Annotated in this window: 22 protein-coding genes and 1 pseudogene; 10 read left to right on the top strand and 13 right to left on the bottom strand. The window is 69.8% G+C overall.

The genetic code is table 11. The annotated features are described in order from the left end of the window. Positions 1-28: 28 nt before the first annotated feature. Positions 29-1,054, bottom strand: coding sequence for an ATP-dependent 6-phosphofructokinase (locus tag ACWCPM_RS19320; RefSeq protein WP_450977404.1), 1,026 nt, complete (start codon positions 1,052-1,054; stop codon positions 29-31). A 250-nt stretch (positions 1,055-1,304) separates the two neighbouring features. On the opposite strand from ACWCPM_RS19320, the gene pta reads away from it, so the two are divergent. From pta to pyk, 3 genes are all read left to right on the top strand, one after another. Then, the gene (gene pta, locus ACWCPM_RS19315; RefSeq protein WP_450977403.1) at positions 1,305-3,395 is read left to right on the top strand and encodes a phosphate acetyltransferase; all 2,091 of its coding nucleotides are present in this window, start codon (positions 1,305-1,307) and stop codon (positions 3,393-3,395) included. Continuing rightward, positions 3,392-4,594 (top strand): acetate kinase, encoded by a 1,203-nt coding sequence (locus tag ACWCPM_RS19310; RefSeq protein ID WP_450977402.1) that lies wholly within the window; start codon positions 3,392-3,394, stop codon positions 4,592-4,594. Before pta ends, ACWCPM_RS19310 begins: the two co-directional genes overlap by 4 nt. A gap of 108 nt (positions 4,595-4,702) precedes the next feature. After that, a complete protein-coding gene (gene pyk, locus ACWCPM_RS19305) occupies positions 4,703-6,130 on the top strand; it encodes a pyruvate kinase (RefSeq protein WP_450977401.1) in 1,428 nt (475 codons plus the stop codon). Positions 6,131-6,227: 97 nt separating this feature from the next. On the opposite strand, the gene ACWCPM_RS19300 is transcribed toward pyk, so the two are convergent. The 4 genes from ACWCPM_RS19300 to ACWCPM_RS19285 form a co-directional block, all read right to left on the bottom strand. After that, on the bottom strand, positions 6,228-7,574 hold the full coding sequence (locus ACWCPM_RS19300; RefSeq protein WP_450977400.1) for a hypothetical protein: 1,347 nt from the start codon (positions 7,572-7,574) through the stop codon (positions 6,228-6,230). Continuing rightward, the gene (locus tag ACWCPM_RS19295; RefSeq protein WP_450977399.1) at positions 7,564-8,154 is read right to left on the bottom strand and encodes a DUF6114 domain-containing protein; all 591 of its coding nucleotides are present in this window, start codon (positions 8,152-8,154) and stop codon (positions 7,564-7,566) included. The genes ACWCPM_RS19300 and ACWCPM_RS19295 overlap by 11 nt, the downstream gene beginning before the upstream one ends. A 189-nt stretch (positions 8,155-8,343) precedes the next feature. Next, positions 8,344-8,985 carry a DUF6230 family protein gene (locus ACWCPM_RS19290; protein ID WP_450977398.1) on the bottom strand — a complete coding sequence of 214 codons (642 nt, stop codon included), beginning with the start codon at positions 8,983-8,985 and terminating at the stop codon, positions 8,344-8,346. A gap of 646 nt (positions 8,986-9,631) precedes the next feature. Beyond that, the gene (locus tag ACWCPM_RS19285; RefSeq protein ID WP_450977397.1) at positions 9,632-10,603 is read right to left on the bottom strand and encodes a tetratricopeptide repeat protein; all 972 of its coding nucleotides are present in this window, start codon (positions 10,601-10,603) and stop codon (positions 9,632-9,634) included. Positions 10,604-10,873: 270 nt separating this feature from the next. Here ACWCPM_RS19285 and ACWCPM_RS19280 point away from each other — a divergent pair, with 270 nt between their 5' ends. Beyond that, on the top strand, positions 10,874-11,575 hold the full coding sequence (locus ACWCPM_RS19280; RefSeq protein ID WP_450977396.1) for a TetR/AcrR family transcriptional regulator: 702 nt from the start codon (positions 10,874-10,876) through the stop codon (positions 11,573-11,575). A gap of 293 nt (positions 11,576-11,868) precedes the next feature. Here the strand turns inward: ACWCPM_RS19280 and ACWCPM_RS19275 are convergent, their stop codons facing one another. Further along, a complete protein-coding gene (locus ACWCPM_RS19275; RefSeq protein ID WP_450977395.1) occupies positions 11,869-13,569 on the bottom strand; it encodes an acyl-CoA mutase large subunit family protein in 1,701 nt (566 codons plus the stop codon). Positions 13,570-13,664: 95 nt separating this feature from the next. On the opposite strand from ACWCPM_RS19275, the gene ACWCPM_RS19270 reads away from it, so the two are divergent. After that, positions 13,665-14,006 carry a DUF3817 domain-containing protein gene (locus ACWCPM_RS19270; RefSeq protein WP_450977394.1) on the top strand — a complete coding sequence of 114 codons (342 nt, stop codon included), beginning with the start codon at positions 13,665-13,667 and terminating at the stop codon, positions 14,004-14,006. A gap of 44 nt (positions 14,007-14,050) precedes the next feature. Here ACWCPM_RS19270 and ACWCPM_RS19265 read toward each other — a convergent pair whose 3' ends face one another. The 4 genes from ACWCPM_RS19265 to ACWCPM_RS19250 all read right to left on the bottom strand — a co-directional run bounded on the left by ACWCPM_RS19265 (position 14,051) and on the right by ACWCPM_RS19250 (position 15,956). Next, positions 14,051-14,527 (bottom strand): hypothetical protein, encoded by a 477-nt coding sequence (locus ACWCPM_RS19265; RefSeq protein ID WP_450977393.1) that lies wholly within the window; start codon positions 14,525-14,527, stop codon positions 14,051-14,053. Between the two features lie 161 nt (positions 14,528-14,688). After that, entirely contained in the window at positions 14,689-15,198 is a 510-nt protein-coding gene (locus tag ACWCPM_RS19260; RefSeq protein ID WP_450977392.1) for a MarR family winged helix-turn-helix transcriptional regulator, read from the bottom strand. A gap of 123 nt (positions 15,199-15,321) precedes the next feature. Continuing rightward, a complete protein-coding gene (locus ACWCPM_RS19255) occupies positions 15,322-15,615 on the bottom strand; it encodes an MTH1187 family thiamine-binding protein (RefSeq protein ID WP_450977391.1) in 294 nt (97 codons plus the stop codon). After that, entirely contained in the window at positions 15,612-15,956 is a 345-nt protein-coding gene (locus ACWCPM_RS19250; protein WP_450977390.1) for a DUF3817 domain-containing protein, read from the bottom strand. The genes ACWCPM_RS19255 and ACWCPM_RS19250 overlap by 4 nt, the downstream gene beginning before the upstream one ends. A 269-nt stretch (positions 15,957-16,225) precedes the next feature. Between ACWCPM_RS19250 and ACWCPM_RS19245 the strand changes: the two genes are divergently transcribed. From ACWCPM_RS19245 to ACWCPM_RS19230, 4 genes are all read left to right on the top strand, one after another. After that, positions 16,226-16,858 (top strand): AIM24 family protein, encoded by a 633-nt coding sequence (locus ACWCPM_RS19245; protein ID WP_450977422.1) that lies wholly within the window; start codon positions 16,226-16,228, stop codon positions 16,856-16,858. Between the two features lies 1 nt (position 16,859). Next, positions 16,860-17,510: an AIM24 family protein gene (locus tag ACWCPM_RS19240; RefSeq protein ID WP_450977389.1), complete on the top strand. Its 651-nt coding sequence runs from the start codon at positions 16,860-16,862 to the stop codon at positions 17,508-17,510. Between the two features lie 41 nt (positions 17,511-17,551). Beyond that, positions 17,552-18,307: an AIM24 family protein gene (locus tag ACWCPM_RS19235; protein WP_450977421.1), complete on the top strand. Its 756-nt coding sequence runs from the start codon at positions 17,552-17,554 to the stop codon at positions 18,305-18,307. Between the two features lie 92 nt (positions 18,308-18,399). Then, entirely contained in the window at positions 18,400-18,876 is a 477-nt protein-coding gene (locus ACWCPM_RS19230; RefSeq protein WP_450977388.1) for a MarR family winged helix-turn-helix transcriptional regulator, read from the top strand. A 72-nt stretch (positions 18,877-18,948) separates the two neighbouring features. Here the strand turns inward: ACWCPM_RS19230 and ACWCPM_RS19225 are convergent. The 3 genes and pseudogenes from ACWCPM_RS19225 to ACWCPM_RS19215 form a co-directional block, all read right to left on the bottom strand. Beyond that, positions 18,949-19,059 (bottom strand): annotated as a pseudogene (locus ACWCPM_RS19225) (ATP-binding protein); the annotation flags it as partial. Between the two features lie 472 nt (positions 19,060-19,531). Then, positions 19,532-20,491 (bottom strand): methylmalonyl Co-A mutase-associated GTPase MeaB, encoded by a 960-nt coding sequence (meaB, locus tag ACWCPM_RS19220; RefSeq protein ID WP_450977387.1) that lies wholly within the window; start codon positions 20,489-20,491, stop codon positions 19,532-19,534. A gap of 43 nt (positions 20,492-20,534) precedes the next feature. Further along, the gene (locus tag ACWCPM_RS19215) at positions 20,535-21,740 is read right to left on the bottom strand and encodes an acetyl-CoA C-acetyltransferase (RefSeq protein ID WP_450977386.1); all 1,206 of its coding nucleotides are present in this window, start codon (positions 21,738-21,740) and stop codon (positions 20,535-20,537) included. A 149-nt stretch (positions 21,741-21,889) separates the two neighbouring features. On the opposite strand from ACWCPM_RS19215, the gene mce reads away from it, so the two are divergent. Beyond that, positions 21,890-22,330, top strand: a complete 441-nt coding sequence (gene mce / locus ACWCPM_RS19210) for a methylmalonyl-CoA epimerase (protein ID WP_450977385.1) — start codon at positions 21,890-21,892, stop codon at positions 22,328-22,330. Positions 22,331-22,532: the final 202 nt, after the last annotated feature.

The raw sequence follows: 22,532 nt of genomic DNA, 5'->3' as shown, positions 1-22,532 counted from the left end.
TCACGGGCAGACCTTGACCGACGCGGCACTAGAACACCGACTCGGCCTCGTCCATCCGGTCCTTCGGCACCGTCTTCAGTTCGGTGACCGCCTCGGCCAGCGGCACCATCACGACGTCCGTGCCCCGCAGCGCGGTCATGCGGCCGAACTGACCCTGATGCGCCGCCTCCACCGCGTGCCAGCCGAAGCGCGTGGCGAGCACCCGGTCGTACGTCGTCGGGGTGCCGCCGCGCTGGACGTGGCCGAGGATGACCGGCTTGGCCTCCTTGCCGAGGCGGCGCTCCAGTTCGTAGGCCAGTGCCGTGCCGATGCCCTGGAAGCGCTCGTGGCCGTACATGTCGATGTCGCCCTTGCCGTAGTCCATGCTGCCCTCGGTGGGGTGCGCACCCTCGGCGACACAGATGACGGCGAACTTCTTGCCGCGCGCGAACCGCTCCTCGACCATCTTCACCAGGTCGGCGGGGTCGAAGGGGCGCTCGGGCAGGCAGATGCCGTGCGCGCCGGCGGCCATACCGGACTCCAGCGCGATCCAGCCGGCGTGGCGGCCCATGACCTCGACGACCATCACCCGCTGGTGGGACTCGGCCGTGGTCTTCAGGCGGTCCATCGCCTCGGTGGCGACGCCGACCGCGGTGTCGAAGCCGAACGTCCGGTCCGTCGACGAGATGTCGTTGTCGATCGTCTTCGGCACGCCGACGACCGGCAGTCCCGCGTCGGACAGCATGCGGGCGGCCGTCAAGGTGCCCTCGCCGCCGATCGGGATCAGCGCGTCGATGCCGAACTCGTGGATCATGTCGGACGCGTTCTCGCAGGCCTCGCGGAGCCGGTCGCGCTCCAGCCGGGAGGAGCCGAGGATCGTGCCGCCGCGGGCGAGGATGCCGCTGACCGAGTCGAGGTCGAGGCCGCGGTAGCGGCCGTCGAGCAGACCGGCGTAGCCGTCCTCGAAGCCGATCACCTCGTCGTCGTACTGCGCGACCGCTCGGTGCACGACCGACCGGATCACGGCGTTCAGGCCGGGGCAGTCGCCGCCTGCGGTGAGAACTCCGATGCGCATCGTGCTGTGTCTCCTGCTCGCTTCTGGTACCGGTGAGCCTCTACCGATTGTTTCACGTCGCTCGAGCGCCGAGTACGGCGACACCTTGACGGGCGCCTTATCTATGTCGAGGGGTATTGTCAAGAGGGTTCCGCTCGCCCCGGCGGGCGATTTTTACGGTCCGAGGACCCGTGAGCCTCGGATTCCTCACCCGACCGGCCCCATGACCCGCGATCCACAAGAAACGCTCCAGACGAAACGGAGAGCACGCGTGACGCGCAGCGTGTACGTGACCGGCATCGACCGCGGCGACGGCCGCCAGGTCGTCGAACTGGGGGTCATGGAGCTTTTGACCCGGCAGGTCGACCGGGTGGGCGTCTTCCGCCCCCTCGTCCACGACGGGCCCGACCGCCTCTTCGAACTGCTGCGCGCCCGCTACCGGCTGTCGCAGGACCCGGCCACGGTCTACGGCCTGGACTACCAGGAGGCCTCCACGCTGCAGGCCGAGCGCGGGACGGACGAACTGGTCTCCACCCTCGTCGAGCGTTTCCACCTGGTGGCACGGGAGTACGACGTCGTCCTCGTCCTCGGCACCGACTACGCCGACACCCAGTTCCCGGACGAGCTGGCCCTCAACGCCCGGCTCGCCAACGAGTTCGGCGCGTCCGTGATCCCCGTGGTGGGCGGCCGCAAGCACACCGCCGAGTCCGTGATGGCCGAGACCCGCAACGCCTACCGGGCCTACGAGGGGCTCGGCTGCGACGTCCTGGCCATGGTCACCAACCGGGTCGCCCGCGAGGACCGCGACCGGATCGCCGAGCGGCTCGGCACCCGCCTGCCGGTGCCCTGTCACGTCCTGCCCGACGAGCCCGCCCTGTCCGCCCCCACGGTCGCGCAGATCGGCCACACCCTCGGCGCCAAGGTGCTGCTCGGCGACGAGTCGGGGCTGGCACGGGACGCGCTCGGGTTCGTCTTCGGCGGGGCCATGCTGCCGAACTTCCTGGCCGCCCTGACCCCCGGCTGCCTGGTCGTCACCCCGGGGGACCGCGCCGACCTGGTCGTCGGCTCGCTCGCCGCGCACAGCGCCGGCACCCCGCCGATAGCCGGCGTCCTGCTCACCCTGAACGAGGTGCCGAGCGACGACGTCCTCACCCTCGCCGCCCGCCTCGCCCCGGGAACGCCGGTGCTCTCGGTGTCCGGCAACAGCTTCCCGACCGCCGAGCAGCTGTTCTCCCTGGAGGGCAAGCTCAACGCGGCCGCCCCGCGCAAGGCGGAGACCGCGCTCGGTCTGTTCGAGCGCTACGTCGACACCGGCGACCTGCTCCAGCGGGTGAGCGCGCCGAGCAGCGACCGGGTGACGCCGATGATGTTCGAGCACAAGCTGCTGGAGCGGGCCCGCTCCGAGCGCCGGCGGGTCGTGCTGCCGGAGGGCACCGAGGAGCGGGTGCTGCGGGCCGCCGAGGTGCTGCTGCGCCGGGACGTGTGCGACCTGACCCTGCTCGGGCCCGTCGACCAGATCCGCAAGAAGGCCGCCGACCTCGGCATCGACCTCGGCGAGTGCCGGCTGATCGACCCCGCCACCAGCGAACTGCGCGACACCTTCGCCGAGAAGTACGCCGCCCTGCGCGCCCACCGGGGCGTGACCGTGGAGCTGGCCCACGACGTCGTCTCCGACGTCAACTACTTCGGCACCCTGATGGTGCAGGAGGGGCACGCCGACGGGATGGTGTCGGGGTCCGTGCACTCCACGGCCGCCACCATCCGTCCGGCGTTCGAGATCATCAAGACCAAGCCGGACGCCTCGATCGTCTCGTCCGTCTTCTTCATGTGCCTCGCCGACAAGGTGCTCGTCTACGGCGACTGCGCGGTCAACCCCGACCCGGACGCCGAGCAGCTCGCCGACATCGCCGCCCAGTCGGCTTCCACCGCCGCCCAGTTCGGCGTGGAGCCGCGCATCGCGATGCTGTCGTACTCCACCGGCACGTCGGGCTCGGGCGCCGACGTCGACAAGGTGCGCGCGGCGACCGAGCTGGTGCGGCAGCGGCGGCCCGACCTCAAGATCGAGGGGCCGATCCAGTACGACGCCGCCGTCGAGCCGAGCGTCGCCGCCACCAAGCTGCCGGACTCCGAGGTCGCCGGGCAGGCCAGCGTGCTGATCTTCCCCGACCTCAACACCGGCAACAACACCTACAAGGCCGTGCAGCGCTCGGCCGGCGCGATCGCCGTCGGCCCGGTGCTCCAGGGTCTGCGCAAGCCGGTCAACGACCTGTCCCGCGGCGCGCTCGTCCAGGACATCGTCAACACCGTCGCCATCACGGCGATCCAGGCCCAGTCCCCCAGCGAGAAGGCAGACCGGCTGTGAGTTCCCGAGTCCTCGTCCTCAACTCCGGCTCCTCGTCGGTGAAGTACCAGCTGCTCGACATGCGCGACGGCGGCCGGCTCGCGATGGGCCTCGTCGAGCGGATCGGCGAGGAGACCTCGCGGCTGAAGCACACGCTCGTGACCACCGGCGAGACCCGCGGCTTCGAGGCGCCGGTGCCCGACCACGAGGCCGCTCTGAAGGCCGTGGCCGCGGAGCTCGCCAAGGACGGGTTCGGCCTCGACTCGCCCGAACTGGCCGCGATCGGCCACCGGGTGGTGCACGGGGGCAAGCACTTCACCGAGCCGACGGTCATCGACGACGCCGTGCTCGCGGAGGTCGAGCGGCTGATCCCGGTGGCCCCGCTGCACAACCCGGCCAACCTCACCGGCATCCGCACGGCCCGCGCCCTGCGCCCGGACCTGCCCCAGGTCGCCGTCTTCGACACCGCGTTCCACACGACGATGCCGGAGTCGGCCGCGCGCTACGCGATCGACGTCCGGACCGCCGACGAGCACCGGATCCGGCGGTACGGCTTCCACGGCACCTCGCACGCCTACGTCTCCCGGGCCACCGCAGAACTGCTGGGCAAGGCGCCGGAGGACGTGAACGTGATCGTGCTGCACCTCGGCAACGGGGCCTCCGCCAGCGCCGTGCGCGGGGGGCGGTGCGTGGAGACCTCCATGGGGCTGACGCCTCTGGAGGGACTGGTGATGGGTACGCGTTCCGGTGACATGGACCCGGCCGTCATCTTCCATTTGATGCGTGTTGGCGGAATGTCCGCCGACGAGATCGACACTCTTCTCAACAAGAAGAGCGGACTGATCGGCCTGTGCGGTGACAACGACATGCGAGAGATCCGCCGCCGGATCGACGAGGGTGACGAAGAGGCGCGACTCGCCTTCGAGATCTACATTCACCGCCTGAAGAAGTACATCGGCGCCTATTACGCGGTGCTCGGACGGGTGGACGCCGTGGCGTTCACCGCCGGGGTCGGTGAGAACGCGGCGCAGGTGCGGGAGGCCGCCGTGGCGGGCCTGGAGGAGCTGGGCCTGGTGGTGGACGACGAGCTCAACGCCGTACGCGGCGACGCTCCGCGGCTGATCTCGCCCGGGTACGCGCGTGTGGCGGTGGCCGTGGTGCCGACCGACGAGGAACTGGAGATCGCGACACAGACGTACGCGTTGGTAAAGGCGTCCTGAGGACTGCCACAGGGCGTTCCAAGGTCCTCACCTGAGCGGTATCCCGCCCTTTTGTATTTTCCGCCAGCCGGAATATTCCGCAGCGAAACAAACCGATAGGATCGCCCCATGCGCCGTTCGAAAATCGTCTGTACTCTCGGCCCCGCGGTCGACTCCCACGAGCAGCTTGTCGCGCTGATCGAAGCGGGCATGAACGTTGCCCGTTTCAACTTCAGCCACGGCACGCACGCCGAGCACCAGGGGCGGTACGACCGCGTCCGTGCCGCCGCCAAGGAGACCGGCCGGGCCATCGGTGTCCTCGCCGACCTCCAGGGCCCGAAGATCCGCCTCGAGACCTTCGCCGAGGGCCCGGTGGAGCTGGTGCGCGGCGACGAGTTCGTCATCACCACCGAGGACGTCCCCGGTGACAAGGGCGCCTGCGGCACGACGTACAAGGGTCTGACCGGCGACGTCTCACGCGGCGACCAGATCCTGATCAACGACGGCAACGTCGAGCTGAAGGTGCTGGACATCGAGGGCCCCCGGGTGCGGACGATCGTCATCGAGGGCGGTGTCATCTCCGACCACAAGGGCATCAACCTGCCCGGCGCGGCGGTGAACGTGCCCGCGCTGAGCGAGAAGGACGTCGAGGACCTCCGGTTCGCGCTGCGCATGGGCTGCGACCTGGTCGCCCTCTCCTTCGTCCGGGACGCCAAGGACATCAACGACGTCCACAAGATCATGGACGAGGAGGGCCGGCGCGTCCCGGTCATCGCCAAGGTGGAGAAGCCGCAGGCGGTCGCCAACATGGAGGACGTCGTGATGGCGTTCGACGGTGTGATGGTCGCCCGCGGCGACCTGGCCGTCGAGTACCCGCTCGAGAAGGTCCCGATGGTGCAGAAGCGCCTGATCGAGCTGTGCCGGCGCAACGCCAAGCCGGTGATCGTGGCGACCCAGATGATGGAGTCGATGATCACCAACTCCCGGCCGACCCGCGCCGAGGCCTCCGACGTGGCCAACGCGATCCTGGACGGCGCGGACGCGGTCATGCTGTCCGCGGAGTCCTCCGTCGGCGCCTACCCGATCGAGACCGTCAAGACGATGTCGAAGATCGTCCAGGCGGCCGAGGGGGAGCTGCTCTCCAAGGGCCTCCAGCCGCTCGTGCCGGGCAAGAAGCCGCGCACCCAGGGTGGTTCGGTGGCCCGTGCGGCCGCCGAGATCGCCGACTTCCTCGGCGCCAAGGGTCTGGTGGCCTTCACCAAGTCCGGTGACACGGCCCGCCGTCTGAGCCGCTACCGCGCGAGCCAGCCGATCATCGCCTACACGACGGACGAGTCCACCCGCAACCAGCTGTCGCTCAGCTGGGGCGTGGAGTCCCACGTGGTGCCGTTCGTGAACAGCACCGACGAGATGGTCGACCTGGTCGACCAGGAGATCGCGAAGCTCAAGCGCTTCAACCCCGGCGACGTCGTGATCATCACGGCGGGCTCGCCCCCCGGCGTCCCGGGCACGACGAACATGGTCCGGGTGCACCACCTCGGCGGCGCGAACGACTGAGAGCACGCACAACCGTGGCCCGGTGCCCCCGCGAGGCGGGGGCACCGGGCCACGGTTCCTTCTGCGGCTCCCGGGACGGGTCCGTGGGACGGGCGGCTCAGTCGGTGATGTACGACGAGAGGCCCGGCACGTAGAGGGTTCCGCCGAACTGGCCGGCCTGCTGGACCTTCACGTCCGTGAAGAAGATCTCCGGGATGTTCAGCGGGGGCGGGCTCTCCGGGCTGAACGTGAGCGGGATCAGCCCCAGGAGCTTGCCGGAGATCTTCTCGGTGTACATCACCGTGTCCCCGTCGGTGATGGTGGACATGGAGCCCTTGTCGGCCTGGACGTGGTACGTCTTGCCCGACTGCCTGTCCTTCACCGTCTGGTGCAGGTCGCCGATGTCCGTGCCGTCGGATATGACGTACTTCAGGACTTCCTTGACGTTGCCGGACGCGGTCTTGACCTTCACTATGCCCTGGTAGTCGGCGCCCTTGAGCTTCAGCGAACTGGCTTCCAGGAACCAGGGGTCGTCGGGCAGCAGGATCTCGTTGTCTATCCCGCCCTCGACGTCCGTGGCGATCGGGCAGTCGTCCGGGTCGACGGTGGCGCTCGCGGAGGGGCTGGGGGTCGGCGAGGCGGTGGCCTCGTCCGCCGGCTCCTCGGCTTCCTCGGCCGCGTCCGACGCCGCGTCGGTGGGCTCCTCGGCACCGTCCCCGGGCGGGTCGATGTCCTTGCCCGGGCCGGCCGTGTCCTCACCGGAGTCGCCGGAGCCGTCCGTGTCGCCGGAGGTGTCGTCCTCGGCACCCGAGGAAGCGGACGGCGACGGCGTGGGAGCGGACGTGCTTTCCTCGCCCTTGCCGATCCCGGTGATGCCGTCGACGACGCCCGTGATCGTGTCGCCGATGGCGTCCAGCACGCCGCCGTCACCGGCCTGGGACCCGCCCGGCGCGGGGGTCGCGTCCTGCGGCTCGGGGTCCTTGTCCGTGGAGGCGGACGGGGACGGCGCCGGCTCGGCCTCGTCGTCGGAACCTGAATCCGACGAAGAACCGTTGCCCGACCCGTTGTCGTCCGCGGCCCCGTCACCCGAGTCGTCCGGAGTCTCCGGCGCCTGCGGGGAACCGGTCGCCGAAGCCGACGGGCTCGGCTCGCCGGACTCGCTCTCGCTCGCCGAGGCGGACGGCGACGGCGAGGCTTCGTCACCCTGCTTGAGGAGCTCGACGCAGGCCTCGTACTCCTCGGCCGTCAGGCTCTTCGGCACGGGACGGTCGTCGGCGAGGGCCAGCTTCGGTGTGAGGCCCATCCCCATGAGGATCGCGGTGGGCATCGCCGCCACGGCTATCGCGCGTCCGGCCGGCACCTGGAATCTGGTGAACAGGGGCTTCTTCGGGGCGGCGTGGCGCGGCCCCCTCCTCGCCGGTTGCGGGGCCGCAGAGCTTTCGCCCCGGACCTCGTCAGCCGACATGGTGCGCCCCCTTCGGCTCCTCGGCCCGGAAACCGTCGGCGGAGCCGTGCGGAGTCTGCGGGTCGTCGGTCTGGGCGGGGTCGCCCTCCGTGGCCGCGGGAGCGGGGGCGTGAGCGACGTCGTCACCGTCGTCGTCGGCCGGGCCCTTGCCCGCGTGCCGGCGGACGGCGTCCTCGGACTCCGGCTCGCCGGGCACCCAGGAGAGCGAGAGCGCACCGCCGAGCATGGCCAGCAGGAAGCCGACCACGAAGCCGCCGATGTTGGAGACCACCAGGGACACCAGCGCCAGGAGGATCGCCGCGACACCGGCGAAGACGCGCGTGGCGTGCTGGAACCACATGGTCAGGCCCAGCGTGATGAGCAGCACGCCGATGATCAGTGAACCGGCACCCGCGGTGGTCGCCATCGCGAGCGACATGGTGCCCAACTTGAGCGTGGCGTAGGGGAAGTAGGCGATCGGCACCCCGCCGAGCAGGGTGAACAGTCCCGCCCAGAACGGCCGGGTGCCCCGCCAGTCACGGAACCGCAGACGCAACCGGGCATATGTCCCGGCGCTCTGGTCCGGAGTCTCGGCACTCATGGAAAACAGCTCCCTGGGTCCGGTGGAAGTTCGTACCGGCTCGGCCGTAGGGCGTGAAGAAGCCGGAAATGTGGGTCGGTGAGGGTGCCGGCGCTCGGACGGGCCGGGCCGGCGGGGCGGGGAAGCGACGGCTTCCCCGCCCCCGAGGGCAGTTCAGCTACCCCGAATACACCCCGGTGACGGGAGCCGTCAGTAGCACTCCATCTTGGGGTCCGCGCCGAGACGCATCGACAGACCGCTCAGCTTGAACGTGCCGGCCGAGGTCGCCCACGCCGTCTGCTCGACGCCGTAGAGGTCGGCCTCCTCCGCCTGCTGGGCGAAGCCGCCCGGCAGCGTGGTGGCTCCGTCCTTGTTGACGGGCCCCCGCGTCTTGTCCTTGACCGCGACACCGATGTCGATGTTCTTGAACTTCGCATCGGCGTCCAGCTGCGCGACGTCGATGTAGAGGTTCTCGGCCTCGACCGGGTTCTTCGGGTCGTTGCCGGCCTCGAGACGGAGGTAGATCGATCCCACGAAGGGGATGTCCGTCTTGACCGACTGGCACATCTTCGTGATCGTGGCCGTGTCGAACGACGAGATCGCGACCGGGACCCTCTTCTTCTCCTTGCCCTCAGTCGACGTGTAGACCGTGTCTATACCGCCGTACTGGGCAAAGCCCTCACCGTGCAGGTGAGAGGCCTTCACCTTGAACTGCTGGCCGGAGACGCTGAAGGACGCGGCCAGCGCACCCTGCGCCAGACCGACACCCACACATGCCGCAGCGGCGACGCTGGGCACCATGACCACAGCGAACCGCTTCCATCTGGTCCCACCACGCACTGGGGACTCCATATTTCCTCCTTCTCGGACGTACATCTCCTGCCCCGACTCGCCCCCGAAGGCGGCTCCACAGGACAGGGATGGGAGAAGTGCGACGTCCTCGGGGAGGAGAGCGCCCGTATTCCACGGCGCACAACGGCGCACGGATCACCGGCGATCACCCCCGAGCGACAACCACTGGTCGCGCCTGACACGCATCACGCACAACCTTGCTGGACAGGCTTCGCCGGGTGGACGAAGACCCCCCTGCCCAAGAGCCGGCGCCGGAGCGTCGGCTCTGCTCGGTGGGGACCCAGAAATCCCGTGGCCCGATTGGATGTCGGGGAACGGGAATGGACCGAGCGTCGCCGATCGTGGTGCATTCTCGCCGCCCGCACAAGGGGGTTCGTTACTCGCTAGTAACGGCCGGATAACCGAACAACATCCAGGCGGACTCGGTCAGCGACTCTGGGTGCCACCCGAGGGCAGGACAAAGCTGTTGATCGCTGGACAGAATCCGACAGATCCGCGCCTGTGACCTACTCGCAGTAACAGCGGCCGCGATTGCCAAGATTTGGCAAAGCGCGGCCGCTTCCCTACCCCCGTCGGGCGCTCCCTCACTCAGGGCTCACGGGTCCCGACGTTCGGCGACCGGCCGGAGTCCGGGGTCCGGCACCGCTCAGAACAGCGCGCGCGCCAGCGCCCGGCGAGCCGCGGTCACCCGCGGATCGTCCGCGCCGACCACCTCGAACAGCTCCAGCAGCCGCAGCCGTACGGAGTCCCGGTCGTCACCCGCCGTGCGCCGCACGGTGTCGATGAGCCGCCCGAAGGCGTCCTCCACATGACCGCCCACCAGATCCAGGTCGGCCGCCACGATCTGCGCCTGCGCGTCGGCCGGCCGGTCGGCCGCGTCCTTGCGCACCTGCTGCACGTCCAGACCCTGCACCCGTTGGAGCAAATCGGCCTGCGCCAGACCGAGTTTGGCCTCGGGGTGGCCGGGGTCGTCGGCGAGCACGTTCTCGTACGCCTGGACGGCCGCGGTCAGATCGCCCGCGTCCAACGCCTGGGCCGCGGCGTTCAGCAGGGCTTCGTAGGGACCGACGGGAGCCTCGGCCGGCGTCTGCTCGCCCGGCTCGGCGTCGGGGTCGACCGTCAGGCCGGTCAGCCCGAAGCGCTGTTCGGCGACGGTGACCAACTGGTCGAGGGTCTCCCGGATCTGCGCCTCGGCGGCGGCACCCTGGAAGAGCGGCAGCGCCTGGCCCGCGACGACCGCGAAGACCGCCGGGATCCCCTGGATCCCGAACTGCTGCATCAGCATCTGGTTGGCGTCGACGTCGATCTTGGCGAGGACGAAGCGACCGTCGTACTCGACGGCAAGCCGCTCCAGCACCGGGCTGAGCTGCTTGCAGGGCTGGCACCACTCGGCCCAGAAGTCGATGACGACCGGGACCTCGGTGGAGCGCTGGAGGACGTCGCGCTCGAATCCGGCCTCATCGACGTCGATGACGAGATCGGCCGGGGAGACGGCCCCGCCGCCGCCCTCGCGCGCCGCTGCGGCGCGCGCCTGCTCGGCCTTGGCCTTGGCCTCCTGGGCCGCCTTCACCGCGGCGAGGTCGACGACGCCGCTCATGGACATGTTCCGTGGCTGCATGCGTCTATCCTCCCCCGTTCCCCGGGCGTCTGTGAAAAGCGCCCTCGAAGCCGTGCGTGCGTTCGGCGCCGGGTCCCCACCCCACGCCTGTGGTCGTCGCTCGCATACGTGACAAATCCTTCCGTACCGCACGGAAGGAGTGGTCGGTCACATGCTTTCGCTACGAGTCGTAGCGTAACGGCAGGACGGGAGACCGGGACACCCCGCCCTGGTGATCTCCCTCACTGCCACGCGAAACCCGCCGGATCCTGCCCCGGATAGGGTCGAGGGATGCAGAGCCGCAACCCCGCCGGCCGTACGGGTCGCCCGCGCAGCGCCGCCGCCGACACCGCCATCCTGGCCGCGACCCGGGCGGCCCTGGTGGAACTCGGCTGGTCCAAGCTCACCTTGGGAGACGTCGCGTCCCGGGCCGGGGTCGCGAAGACGACGCTCTACCGCCGCTGGGCGGGCAAGAACGAACTGGTCGTCGACGCGGTGGCGGAACTCTTCGACGAACTGCGCCTGCCCGACCGCGGCGCGCTGGCCGCCGACATCGAGGGCGTGGTGCTCCAGCTGGCGGCGATCCTGGACCGCCCGGAGGCCAAGAGCGGCCTGATGGCGGTGGTCGCGGAGTCGACCCGCGACCACGCGCTGCGCGAACGCATCCGCACCACGATCGTGGACCGTCAGAAGCGCCTGGTCGTGGCGGGCCGGGCCCGGGCACAGGCCCGCGGGGAACTCCCCACGGAGCCCGACCCCGCCGACGCGGCCCGCACGGCGGACCTGATCTTCGACATGATCGCGGGCTCGGTGGTCCACCGCTGCCTGGTCAGTGCGGAACCGGCGGACGCGCAGTGGGCACGGTCGTTGACGCGGGTGCTGCTGCTGGGGCTGGCGGGGGCGGCGACGGCCCCGGGCGCCGGGGCGACCGGCCACGCCGGGCAACTCGAGGCCCCCGTACGGGAAGAGGGAAGCGGCACGGACGCGACGTGAGCCCCGCGGCACGACCGACGGCGGCCCGGACTCCCGGCTGACACCTCGCCGGAGTCCGGACCGCTGTGCGTCGGCCCGCGTCCTCGCCGGTCCTGGTGCCGCGTCGGTCAAGGTTTGCCCGTGAGGAGCGGCGTCGTGGGGGCCCCTCCCGCTCGAGCGAAGCCGAGAGTGGGGGAGCGTGCTCTCGGCGTGCCGACCGGAAGCCCTCGTACTGGACGTACTCGGGCTTTCGGCCGGTGCGGCGAGAGGGCGTGCCGGGCGTCGCGACGGGGCGAACCTCGGCTGACGCGGCACTAGAAGCCCGCCGGCTCCGTGTACACGCCCCACTCGTCGCGCAGGACGCCGCAGATCTCGCCGAGGGTCGCCTCGGCGCGCACGGCCGTCAGCATCGGCTCGATCATGTTGGTGCCGTCGCGCGCGGCGTCGAGCATCGCGCCGATCGCCGCGCGGACGGCGGCCTCGTCACGGCCCGTACGGCGGGTGCCGAGCGCCCGTACCTGCTCGCGCTCCACCTCGTGGCTGACCCGCAGGATCTCCAGGTCGCCGGTGACGGAGCCGGTGTGGGCGTTGACGCCGACGACCCGCTTGTCGCCCTTCTCCAGTGACTGCTGGTAGCGGAACGCGGACTCCGCGATCTCGCCGGTGAACCAGCCGTCCTCGATGCCGCGCAGGATGCCGGACGTGATCGGGCCGATGGGGTGCTTCCCGTCGGGGTGCGCCCGCAGACCGCGCTCCTTGATCTGGTCGAAGATCTTCTCGGCGTCCGCCTCGATCCGGTCGGTCAGCTGCTCGACGAACCAGGAACCGCCCAGCGGGTCGGCGACGTTGGCGACGCCGGTCTCCTCCATGAGGACCTGCTGGGTGCGCAGGGCGATCTCCGCGGCCTGCTCGGAGGGGAGCGCCAGGGTCTCGTCCAGGGCGTTGGTGTGCAGCGAGTTGGTGCCGCCGAGGACCGCGGCGAGCGCCTCCACCGCCGTACGGACGACGTTGTTGTACGGCTGCTGGGCGGTCAGCGAGACACCCGCGGTCTGGGTGTGGAAGCGCAGCCACTGGGCCTTGTCGGACTTGGCGCCGTAGACGTCGCGCATCCAGCGGGCCCAGATGCGGCGCGCGGCGCGGAACTTGGCGATCTCCTCGAAGAAGTCGAGGTGCGCGTCGAAGAAGAAGGACAGACCGGGCGCGAAGACGTCCACGTCCAGACCGCGGCTGAGGCCCAGCTCGACGTACCCGAAGCCGTCCGCGAGCGTGTACGCCAGCTCCTGCGCGGCCGTCGCGCCGGCCTCGCGGATGTGGTAACCGGAGACGGAGAGCGGCTTGTACGCCGGGATGCGCGTCGCGCAGTACTCCATCAGGTCGCCGATCAGACGGAGATGCGGCTCGGGCTGGAAGAGCCACTCCTTCTGGGCGATGTACTCCTTGAAGATGTCCGTCTGGAGCGTGCCGTTCAGGACGGCCGGGTCGACGCCCTGGCGCTCCGCGGCGACCAGGTACATGCAGAAGACCGGGACCGCCGGACCGCTGATCGTCATCGACGTGGTGACGTCGCCGAGCGGGATGTCACGGAAGAGGACGTCCATGTCGGCGGCCGAGTCGACGGCGACACCGCAGTGGCCGACCTCGCCCAGCGAGCGCGGGTCGTCGGAGTCGCGGCCCATCAGGGTCGGCATGTCGAAGGCGACCGAGAGGCCGCCGCCGCCCGCCGCGAGGATCATCTTGTAGCGCTCGTTGGTCTGCTCGGCGTTGCCGAACCCGGCGAACTGCCGGATCGTCCACGTGCGTCCCCGGTAGCCGGTCGGATACAGGCCGCGGGTGAAGGGATACTCCCCCGGCCAGCCGATCCGCTCGAAGCCTTCGTAGGTGTCCCCGGGTCGGGGTCCGTACACCGGCTCCACGGGATCGCCGGAGAGCGTGGTGAAGTCCGCGTCGCGCTTCCGCGCCGCGTCGTACCGGGCCTGCCAGCGTCGGCGGCCCTCTTCGATGGCGTCAGCGTCCATACCTTCGAATTTACTAGGACGTCCTAATAAAAGACAGTGCTGCAGCTCAGGATGCGCCGACCGGGTGCTTCTGGGCACCCGTTACCCTCGTCGCCATGAAGAAGAGCGTCCTGACCCGCTACCGGGTGATGGCCCACGTCACCGCCGTCCTGCTCGTCCTGCTGACGGTGGGCGTGATCGGAAAGCGCCTGCTGGACCTGGACGGTTTCGGCGGCTTCGTCACCGTCGTCGGCATCGCCCACGGCTGGCTGTACGTGCTTTACCTGATCTTCGCCTTCGACCTGGGGAACAAGGCGAAGATGCCAGTGGGGCGGCTCCTGTGGATCCTGCTCGCCGGCACCGTTCCCACCGCGGCCTTCTTCGTCGAACGCCGGGTGAGCCGGGAGGTCGAGCCTCTCCTGCAGAAGGACGCCGACGCCAGCCCCGCCACCGCCTGACCCCCGGAGCCGCGGCGCGTCGACCGGACCGCGGCTGCCGGATCTCACCTGGTGATGTAGTGGCACTGAACGGCACGCAGCTTGCCGTTCACGTGGAACTTCGCGCACGCTTTGCCGTACTTCGGCAGCGTCTGGGGCACGGCGTTCCGCAGCGGGTCACCCTTGCACTCCGGGTGCGTCGCTCCTCGCGAGGTGCGGTACGTCTTGTTGTCGGTGTCCGCGTAGGAGAAGTCCATCCTCCAGTTGCAGAACTTGGTGAACGTCACCGCGAGGCCCGCGCAGTCCACACCGGCGAACTGCGAAGTGATCCGCTTGCCCGAGCCCTTGATGCTGTGGGTGAGGAAGCATCCGGTGGGAACCCTCACCCCGGCTCCCTTCAGGTCGTAGTCGAAAGTCCCGATCGGGGTACTTCCCGTGGCGCCGGCATGGGCCGGCCCCGCTGTGCCGAGGGCCACCACTGCGGACAGGACCGTCGCCGTCACGACCACCGTCACCCTGCGAACGCGGTTTCGAATGCTCAACTGGATACCCCTCTGCGCTGCCGGCGAATCCGGACTTCGATCATCCAAATGATCGTCGGCCCACATGGTCGCAGCGTCGCAGAGCGCCCTGACCCCTAAAAGGGCGGATCGCGACAGAAACCACCATCAAGCGGTAGACCCCGCCGCGGTGTTGACGACTGTCACTCGTCCTCGAAGTCGCTCGCCGAGACCCGTAGCGGGCGGAGGATCGCGAAGATCTCGGCGCACTCCTCCGCGTCGTAGGCGCCCAGGCCGAAGTCCATCGCCATCAGGTCGCGGGTGCCCGACTCGACGACCTCGCGGCCCTTGTCGGTGATCACGGCGAGGGTGCCGCGGCCGTCGTTCGGATTGGGGCGCTTGGCCACCAGGCCCGACTTCACCAGGCGGTCGACGGTGTTCGTGACGGACGTCGGGTGCACCATCAGCCGCTCACCGATCTTGGACATCGGCAGCTCGCCCGCCTTGGAGAAGGTCAGCAGCACCAGCGCCTCGTAGCGCGCGAACGTCAGCCCGTACGGCTTGACCACCGCGTCGACCTCGGCGAGCAGGATCTGGTGCGCCCGCATGATCGAGGTGATCGCGGCCATGGACGGCACGCTGCCCCAGCGCTGCTTCCATAGTTCGTCGGCGCGAGCGATGGGGTCGAAGGGAAGACTGAGCGGCTTCGGCACGTCACCAGACCTTACCCGTCGGTCACATCACGGTCAGCCCTGTCTCGCCTTTCGGTATGCGAGGAGCGGGGCAGGACGAGGACGGACCCGGGCCCAGCGGGCCGGGGTCCGTCCTCGGTGCCGTTACGAGGCCAGGTGGCGTTCCACCGTCTCGACCTTGGACGTGAGGCCGTCCGTCACTCCGGGGCGGATGTCCGCCTTGAGGACCAGGGACACCCGCGGCGCCCTCGCCTCGACGGCGGCCACCGCGCGCCTGACGACGTCCATGACCTCGTCCCACTCACCCTCGACGGACGTGAACATGGCGTCCGTACGGTTCGGCAGGCCGGACTCGCGCACCACGCGGACGGCGTCGGCGACGTACTCCCCAACGTCCTCACCGACGCCCAGAGGTGTCACGGAGAAGGCGACGATCATGCCTTCACCACAGCTTCCTGGCGGGCGCGCCCGGCGATCACCGCGTCCTCGGCCTCGCGGCGCAGCCGCCGCTCGGCGTAGAAGCCGCCGCAGGGGATGACGGAGAGGACCAAGTAGAGGACGCCCGTGCCGAAGCTCCACCTGGCGCGGTACCAGGAGAGCACCCAGAAGATCACATACAGGACGAACAGAACGCCGTGGACGGCGCCCATCACGGGGACCGCGTTGAACTCCGTGGTCCGCTTCAGCACCGAGCAGAGGAGCAGGATCAGGAAGGACACGGCCTCCAGGGCCGAGACCAGGCGGAGGCGGTGGAGGGCGGTGGCGGTCTTGAGATCCACGGGTCACCTTCGGTGGGAGTTCGCTGACGAGGCGGGTCGCTGTACGGGACGGGCTTGCGAGAAGGGCTTGTGAGACAGGCTCGCGAAGACGGTCTTGCGAAGACGGTCTTGTGAACAGAAGCACAAGCGCTCCGTCATTGTGGCAAACGGCCGGGCGCGCCAAGGGCCCGGGGTCCGGTCCGGCTCCCCTAGGGGCTCGATCCGGGTTCCTCCCGGGAGACGGACCCTTTTGGTGGAGCCAATCGGCAGATACCTTCACATCCGTGGCGATGTTCCGACTTCAAGGCAGCAAGGTGCTCGCCGTCGACATGACCGGGGACGCCGTGAAGGCGAAGAACGGCTCGATGGTCGCGTACGACGGGCAGATGGCCTTCAAGAAGCTGAGCGGCGGCGGTGAGGGCATACGGGGGATGGTGACCCGGCGCGTCACCGGTGAGCAGATGACCCTGATGGAGGTGAAGGGGCAGGGGACGTGCTGGTTCGCGGACCGGGCCTCGGAGATCAACCTGGTGAGCCTGCGGGGAGACAAGCTGTACGTCGAGTCGAGCAATCTGCTCGCGACCGACGGCGGACTGCGGACCGGCACGTCCTTCACGGGGCTGCGTGGCGCCTCGCAGGGCAACGGCCTGTTCACGACGACCGTCGAGGGGCACGGACAGGCGGCGATCATGTCGGACGGGCCGGCTGTGGTGCTGCGGGTGAGCGGGCAGTACCCGCTGACGGTGGACCCGGGGGCGTATGTGGCGCACCAGGGGAACCTGCGGCAGTCGTTCCAGTCCGGCGTGACCTTCCGCACACTGCTGGGAGAGGGCGGGGGCGAGGCGTTCCAGATGCGGTTCGAGGGGGACGGGCTCGTGTACATCCAGCCCAGTGAGCGGAACACGATCGCGGGGGATGTGTGACATGGGCTTCCGCGAGGTCAATTCGAAGATGGTCGAGGCGACCGTCGTGCCGGGCCGGCGGCTGTTCAGCCAGCGCGGCGCCATGCTCGCCTACAAGGGCGAGGTGTCCTTCACGCCCAACGTCGCCGGCGGGCAGGGCGGGATCATGTCGATGATCGGGCGCCGGGTGGCGAACGAGGACACCCCGCTGATGACCGTGGAGGGCAACGGCACCGTGCTGTTCGGGCACGGCGGGCACCATGTGCAGGTGATCGACCTCACCGGGGAGACGCTGTGCGTCGAGGCGGACCGGCTGCTCGCCTTCGAGGGGAGCCTGCGGCAGGGGACGATGTTCCTGGGCTCCCAGGGCGGGGTCATGGGGATGGTGCGGGGGCAGATCAGCGGGCAGGGGCTGTTCACGACGACGCTCCAGGGGCACGGGTCGCTCGCCGTGATGGCCCACGGCGGTGTCTTCGAGATCCCGATCAGCCCGCAGCGTCCGGTGCATGTCGACCCGCAGGCCTACGTCGCCCACCACGGCGACGTGCGCAACAAGCTCTCGACCGCGCTGGGCTGGCGCGACATGGTGGGGCGCGGCTCCGGCGAGGCGTTCCAGCTGGAGCTGAGCGGCAGCGGCGCGGTGTACGTCCAGGCATCGGAGGAGAAACTGTGACCTACGGAACCCCGGGCGCCGGGCCCGTCGTGCACGACCCGATGACCCTGCCCGCCGACGAGAACGTGAACGCGTACACCTTCTGCGTGGAGTTGAAGGGGACCCGGTGGTTCCTGCAGAAGGGGAAGATGATCGCCTACTACGGCTCGATCGAGTTCAACGGCGTCGGGCACGGGCGGTTGGACCGACTTGTCCGTACGTCGTTCCATTCGCCACTGCACGCCGCCGACTGGGTCGTGGCCGAGGGCTCGGGCAAGATGCTCCTCGCCGACCGGGCCTTCGACGTGAATTCCTACGACCTCGAAGACGGCAACCTGACCATTCGCTCCGGCAACCTGCTCGCTTTTCAGCCAACTCTCGCGCTGAAGCAGTCGATCGTGCCGGGCTTTCTGACCCTCATCGGAACCGGAAAGTTCGTGGCCGCATCTAACGGTCCGGTGGTGTTCATGGAGCCGCCGATCCGGGTGGACCCGCAAGCGCTTGTCGGATGGGCCGACTGCCCCTCGCCGTGCCACCACTACGACCATGGCTACATGACGGGCGTAATGGGCGGTCTACGTGCGATGACGGGCCTCGGCGGGGCCTCCGGGGAGGAGCACCAGTTCGAGTTCGTGGGAGCCGGTACGGTCCTGCTCCAGTCGACCGAGACCCTGATGGCCGAGCAGGCCACGGGGACGGTCCCGCACCAGGCCGGCGTGCCCGGTGCGGGCGGGGTGACCGGGGGGCACGGGGCACAAGCCGGCACACCGCGCCTTCCCGGACAGCTGGGAGACCTCCAGCGTCGCTTCGGGCTGTGAGCGGTAGTCTGCGGAGTGTGACGTCGAACGCGTGCTCGCTGTCACACCACCCTCAGTAGTTCACATTTCAACATCTTAGGTAGACTTCATTTATGGAGACCGAGACGGCCACGACCTGGCTGACCAATGCGGAGCAGTGCGCCTGGCGCACCCACCTGGAGGTCAACAGGTTGTTGACCTACCAGCTCGAAAAGGACCTGCAGCCGTTCGGCCTGACGATGAACGACTACGAGATCCTGGTGAACCTCTCCGAGTCGGACGATTCGCGGATGCGGATGAGCGATCTCGCCTCCGCCACCCTGCAGTCCAAGAGTCGCCTCTCGCACCAGATCACCCGCATGGAGAACGCCGCTCTGGTGCGGCGGGAGAACTGCGAGTCCGACCGACGCGGCCTGTACGCGGTCCTCACCGACCACGGCATGCAGACGATGCAGAAGGTCGCACCCCACCACGTCTCGTCCGTACGGCGGCACTTCATCGACCTGCTGCCCCCTGAATCCCTCACCGAACTCGACAAGGCCCTGAAGCCCATCGCGGACCATCTGCGAGGGCAGCGCGGCCGTCCCTGACCCCAGGACGTCCCAGGCGAGCGGCAGGCGGAGTTCGACCAGGGCTCCGCCCGCCGGCGCGTCATGGACCGTGAGGGTGCCGCCGTGCCGGGCGGCGACGTCGCGGGCGATGGCGAGACCGAGGCCGGCGCCACCCTCGTCCCGGCCGCGGGCGCCGTCCAGCCGGACGAACCGCTCGAAGATCCGCTCCCCGATCCGCCCGGGGTACGCCGTCCCCGTCGCCCGCGACCCGGACGACCGCCCGGTCGCCCTCCCGCCGTACGGCCGCGGTGACCGCCCCGCGCGCGACGACGGGCGGCTGCTCAAGGTCCAGCGGGAGATTGACCGGCGGACCGCCCCGCGCACGTGACGCCGGGCGTTGTCCGGCAGATTGGCCGGCACCCGCCCCGGTCGCCCGCGCGATCCGGCCACTTCGAGCGACTCCACGTCCACTGACACGCCCTCGCGTCCAGCGACACGCCCTCGCGCCCGGCGGTCCGCTCTCGCGCCGGCTCGGCCAGGTCGACCCGCGTGCCGGTCGGCCGCTCCCCCGCGGCCGGCCGGGCGAGCAGCAGCAGACCGGTGGCGAGCCTTTGCAGTCGTACGGTGTCGGAGCGGGGTCCCCTCAGGCGGCAGCCTACGGGGACCCCCGCTCCGGCCCTGAACGGGCCCGTCCTCACGCCCTGTCCGTCACTCCGGCCACCAACTCGTCCGCGGCGCGGTACGGGTCCAGCTCGCCGGCCACTATCCGTTCCGCGAGGGCGCCGAGGCGGCGGTCCCCGTGGAGGTCCGCGATGCGTTCGCGCAGGGCCGTGACCGCGATGGTCTCGACCTCGCGGGAGGCCCGGGACAGCCGGCGCTCCGTCAGGACGCCCCGCTCCTCCATCCAGGCGCGGTGCTTCTCCAGGGCTTCCACGACCTCGTCGACGCCCTCGGCGCGCGCGGCGACCGTCTTGACGATCGGCGGGCGCCAGTCTCCGGGGGCGCGGGACTCCCCGAGGCCGAGCATGTGGTTCAGCTCGCGGGCCGTGGCGTCGGCGCCGTCGCGGTCCGCCTTGTTGACGACGTAGACGTCGCCGATCTCCAGGATTCCGGCCTTGGCCGCCTGGATGCCGTCGCCCATGCCGGGGGCGAGGAGGACGACCGAGGTGTCGGCCTGGGAGGCGATCTCCACCTCGGACTGGCCGACGCCCACCGTCTCGACGAGGACCACGTCGCAGCCCGCCGCGTCCAGCACGCGGATCGCCTGCGGCGCGGCCCAGGCCAGACCGCCGAGGTGGCCGCGGGTGGCCATGGAGCGGATGTAGACGCCGGGGTCGGAGGCGTGGTCGGACATCCGCACCCGGTCACCGAGCAGCGCCCCGCCGGAGAAGGGGGACGACGGGTCGACCGCCAGCACGCCGACCCGCTTGCCCTGCTTGCGGTACGCCGTCACCAGCGCCGAGGTGGTCGTGGACTTCCCCACCCCCGGGGAGCCGGTCAGGCCGACCACGTACGCGCCGCCGGTCAGCGGTGCCAGCGTCGCCATGACCTCCCTGAGCTGCGGGGACGCCCCCTCGACCAGCGAGATCAACCGGGCCACGGCACGTGGCCGGCCCTCCCTCGCCTGGGCCACCAGCGTGGAGACGTCCTGCATCACAGCTCCGTTCAGATCAACGACACGACAGACTGCCGACCGTTCAGTGCTTCGGTACCCGCACGATCAGCGCGTCACCCTGACCGCCGCCGCCGCACAGCGCCGCCGCTCCGACGCCGCCGCCGCGCCGCTTCAGCTCCAGCGCCAGGTGGAGCACGAGACGGGCGCCGGACATCCCGATCGGGTGACCCAGGGCAATCGCGCCACCGTTGACGTTCACCCTTTCGCTGGACACCCCGAGGTCCTTCATCGACTGCACGGCGACGGCGGCGAAAGCCTCGTTGATCTCGATCAGGTCGAGGTCCGAGACCGCCAGGCCCTCCTTCTTCAGGGCGTGCGCGATGGCGTTGGACGGCTGGGACTGGAGGGAGTTGTCGGGGCCCGCGACGTTGCCGTGCGCGCCGATCTCCGCGATCCACTCCAGGCCGAGCTCCTCGGCCTTGGCCTTGCTCATCACGACGACCGCGGCCGCGCCGTCGGAGATCTGCGAGGACGAGCCCGCGGTGATCGTGCCGTCCTTGGCGAACGCCGGGCGCAGCTTGCCCAGCGACTCGGCGGTGGTGTCGCCGCGGATGCCCTCGTCCTTGCTGAAGACGACCGGCTCGCCCTTGCGCTGCGGGATCTCGACCGGGGTGATCTCGGCCTCGAAGACGCCGTTCTTCTGCGCGGCGGCGGCGCGCTGGTGGGACAGGGCGGCGATCTCGTCCTGCTCCGGGCGGGCGATGCCGAGCCGGGTGTTGTGCTTCTCCGTGGACGCGCCCATGGCGATGTTCTCGAAGGAGTCGGTCAGACCGTCGTGGGCCATCGCGTCGAGCATCTCGACCGCGCCGTACTTGAAGCCCTCGCGGGACTTCGGCAGCAGGTGCGGGGCGTTCGTCATGGACTCCTGGCCGCCCGCGACGACCACGTCGAACTCGCCGGCGCGGATCAGCTGGTCGGCCAGGGCGATGGCGTCGAGGCCGGAGAGGCACACCTTGTTGATGGTGAGCGCCGGGACGCTCAGCGGGATGCCGGCCTTGACCGCGGCCTGGCGGGCCGGGATCTGCCCGGCGCCGGCCTGGAGCACCTGCCCCATGATCACGTACTGCACCTGGTCACCGCCGATCCCCGCGCGGTCGAGGGCGGCCTTGATGGCGAAGCCGCCGAGGTCGGCTCCGGAGAAGGACTTCAGTGAACCGAGCAGTCGTCCCATCGGGGTGCGGGCACCCGCGACGATGACGGAGGTAGAGCCGTTCTTTGCGGAAGACATGAGCGGCGATCCCCTTCCGGCCTGCACTGGCCGAGGAGTGAACGAGGGTTTACTTCGAATGTACTGAGCGGTACGACACCGCGTCATCCGGCTGTCGGTGTGATCGCGCGCACGTTGCGTAACCACCTCCGGGGCGCTGCACTGAATCCATGCTGACGCGAATCGACCACATCGGGATCGCCTGTCACGACCTCGACGCGACCGTCGAGTTCTACCGGGCCACGTACGGCTTCGAGGTGTTCCACACCGAGGTCAACGACGAGCAGGGCGTACGCGAGGCCATGCTCAAGATCAACGATACGTCCGACGGCGGTTCCTCGTACCTGCAGCTCCTGGAGCCGACCCGGGAGGACTCCACCGTCGCGAAGTGGCTGGCCAAGAACGGTGAGGGCGTGCATCACATCGCCTTCGGTACGGCGGATGTCGACGGGGACGCGGCCGCGATCAAGGACAAGGGCGTACGCGTTCTGTACGAGGAGCCCCGGCGCGGCTCCATGGGGTCACGGATCACCTTCCTGCACCCCAAGGATTGTCACGGCGTACTGACAGAACTGGTCACTTCGGCGTCTGTTGAGTCACCTGAGCACTGATGCTCGTACATAGGGGCCGGTAGGGTTGGGGAGCGGTCGTCGCTTCCACACGGGCGACCGCATTCCGGGGTCCGGGTTTCGGGGGACGAGCGTCGGGGCAGCTGCCCATGCTCCGTCGTTGATCTGACACCATTCCCCGGGGGCCCCGTTCGGCGGATGGACGGAGCTCGTTTGGAGAGACTTGCGACCAGGGGACGGATGG

This window comes from Streptomyces sp. NPDC002309, from assembly GCF_053593375.1.
This window is presented reverse-complemented; position numbering and strand designations above follow the sequence as displayed.

Coding starts and splice junctions, on each gene's coding strand:
- ACWCPM_RS19320 (WP_450977404.1), bottom strand. CDS start 1,054: ATGCGCATCGGAGTTCTCACCGCAGGCGGCGACTGCCCCGGCCTGAAC.
- pyk (WP_450977401.1), top strand. CDS start 4,703: ATGCGCCGTTCGAAAATCGTCTGTACTCTCGGCCCCGCGGTCGACTCC.
- ACWCPM_RS19300 (WP_450977400.1), bottom strand. CDS start 7,574: ATGTCGGCTGACGAGGTCCGGGGCGAAAGCTCTGCGGCCCCGCAACCG.
- ACWCPM_RS19295 (WP_450977399.1), bottom strand. CDS start 8,154: ATGAGTGCCGAGACTCCGGACCAGAGCGCCGGGACATATGCCCGGTTG.
- ACWCPM_RS19290 (WP_450977398.1), bottom strand. CDS start 8,985: ATGGAGTCCCCAGTGCGTGGTGGGACCAGATGGAAGCGGTTCGCTGTG.
- ACWCPM_RS19285 (WP_450977397.1), bottom strand. CDS start 10,603: ATGCAGCCACGGAACATGTCCATGAGCGGCGTCGTCGACCTCGCCGCG.
- ACWCPM_RS19280 (WP_450977396.1), top strand. CDS start 10,874: ATGCAGAGCCGCAACCCCGCCGGCCGTACGGGTCGCCCGCGCAGCGCC.
- ACWCPM_RS19275 (WP_450977395.1), bottom strand. CDS start 13,569: ATGGACGCTGACGCCATCGAAGAGGGCCGCCGACGCTGGCAGGCCCGG.
- ACWCPM_RS19270 (WP_450977394.1), top strand. CDS start 13,665: ATGAAGAAGAGCGTCCTGACCCGCTACCGGGTGATGGCCCACGTCACC.
- ACWCPM_RS19255 (WP_450977391.1), bottom strand. CDS start 15,615: ATGATCGTCGCCTTCTCCGTGACACCTCTGGGCGTCGGTGAGGACGTT.
- ACWCPM_RS19245 (WP_450977422.1), top strand. CDS start 16,226: ATGTTCCGACTTCAAGGCAGCAAGGTGCTCGCCGTCGACATGACCGGG.
- ACWCPM_RS19240 (WP_450977389.1), top strand. CDS start 16,860: ATGGGCTTCCGCGAGGTCAATTCGAAGATGGTCGAGGCGACCGTCGTG.
- ACWCPM_RS19235 (WP_450977421.1), top strand. CDS start 17,552: ATGACCCTGCCCGCCGACGAGAACGTGAACGCGTACACCTTCTGCGTG.
- ACWCPM_RS19230 (WP_450977388.1), top strand. CDS start 18,400: ATGGAGACCGAGACGGCCACGACCTGGCTGACCAATGCGGAGCAGTGC.
- meaB (WP_450977387.1), bottom strand. CDS start 20,491: ATGCAGGACGTCTCCACGCTGGTGGCCCAGGCGAGGGAGGGCCGGCCA.
- ACWCPM_RS19215 (WP_450977386.1), bottom strand. CDS start 21,740: ATGTCTTCCGCAAAGAACGGCTCTACCTCCGTCATCGTCGCGGGTGCC.
- mce (WP_450977385.1), top strand. CDS start 21,890: ATGCTGACGCGAATCGACCACATCGGGATCGCCTGTCACGACCTCGAC.